At 59.5% G+C, this 608-nt stretch carries 1 protein-coding gene; it reads right to left on the minus strand.

The genetic code is table 11. The features are described from left to right. Positions 1-568 (minus strand): AMP-binding protein (locus WN73_RS11625; protein WP_271552840.1); only part of this gene is annotated, 568 nt, incomplete at its 3' end. Positions 569-608: the final 40 nt, after the last annotated feature.

The raw sequence follows: 608 nt of genomic DNA on the forward strand, positions 1-608 counted from the left end.
CGGGCCGGTTCAGGTAGCCGCGCGCCACCCCCGCCCCGCCGACGTAGAGCTCCCCGACCGCACCGAACGGCACCAGCCCGCCATGATCATCCAGCAGATACACACGCGTGTTCGCAATCGGGCGGCCAATCGGGACAATGGCCCCATCAAACCCATCGGGGCAACTCCAGGTCGCCGCACAAACTGTTGCTTCGGTAGGTCCATAAGCATTGATAATGGATGCTGGAGCCAGACTCCGGATGAGTTCTGCCTTCGGCAGCTCTCCAGCAAGAATGAGAACTTGCGATTCCAAGCCTTCCAGCTTCTGGCTTCCCTGAAGCAAGGCTGGAGGCAGCGTCGCGTGCGTGATGGCTTCGCTTCGCAGATAATCCGATAGCTTGTTACTCGCTTGACGGAGCTCATCCGCAGGCAAATGCAATGCGGCTCCCGAACCAAACGCCATAACAAGCTCCGAGGCGCTTGCATCAAAACCGAAGGAGGCGAACTGCACCACGCGGCTGTTGCAACAAACGCCAAAAAGCCCGATCTGAGCCAAGCTGAGATTGACCAAGCCGCGATGCTCGACCATGACGCCCTTGGGGGTGCCTGTTGATCCCGAGGTGTAGATC

Source organism: Bradyrhizobium sp. CCBAU 45394, from assembly GCF_028128655.1.
GTDB lineage: Bacteria > Pseudomonadota > Alphaproteobacteria > Rhizobiales > Xanthobacteraceae > Bradyrhizobium > Bradyrhizobium diazoefficiens.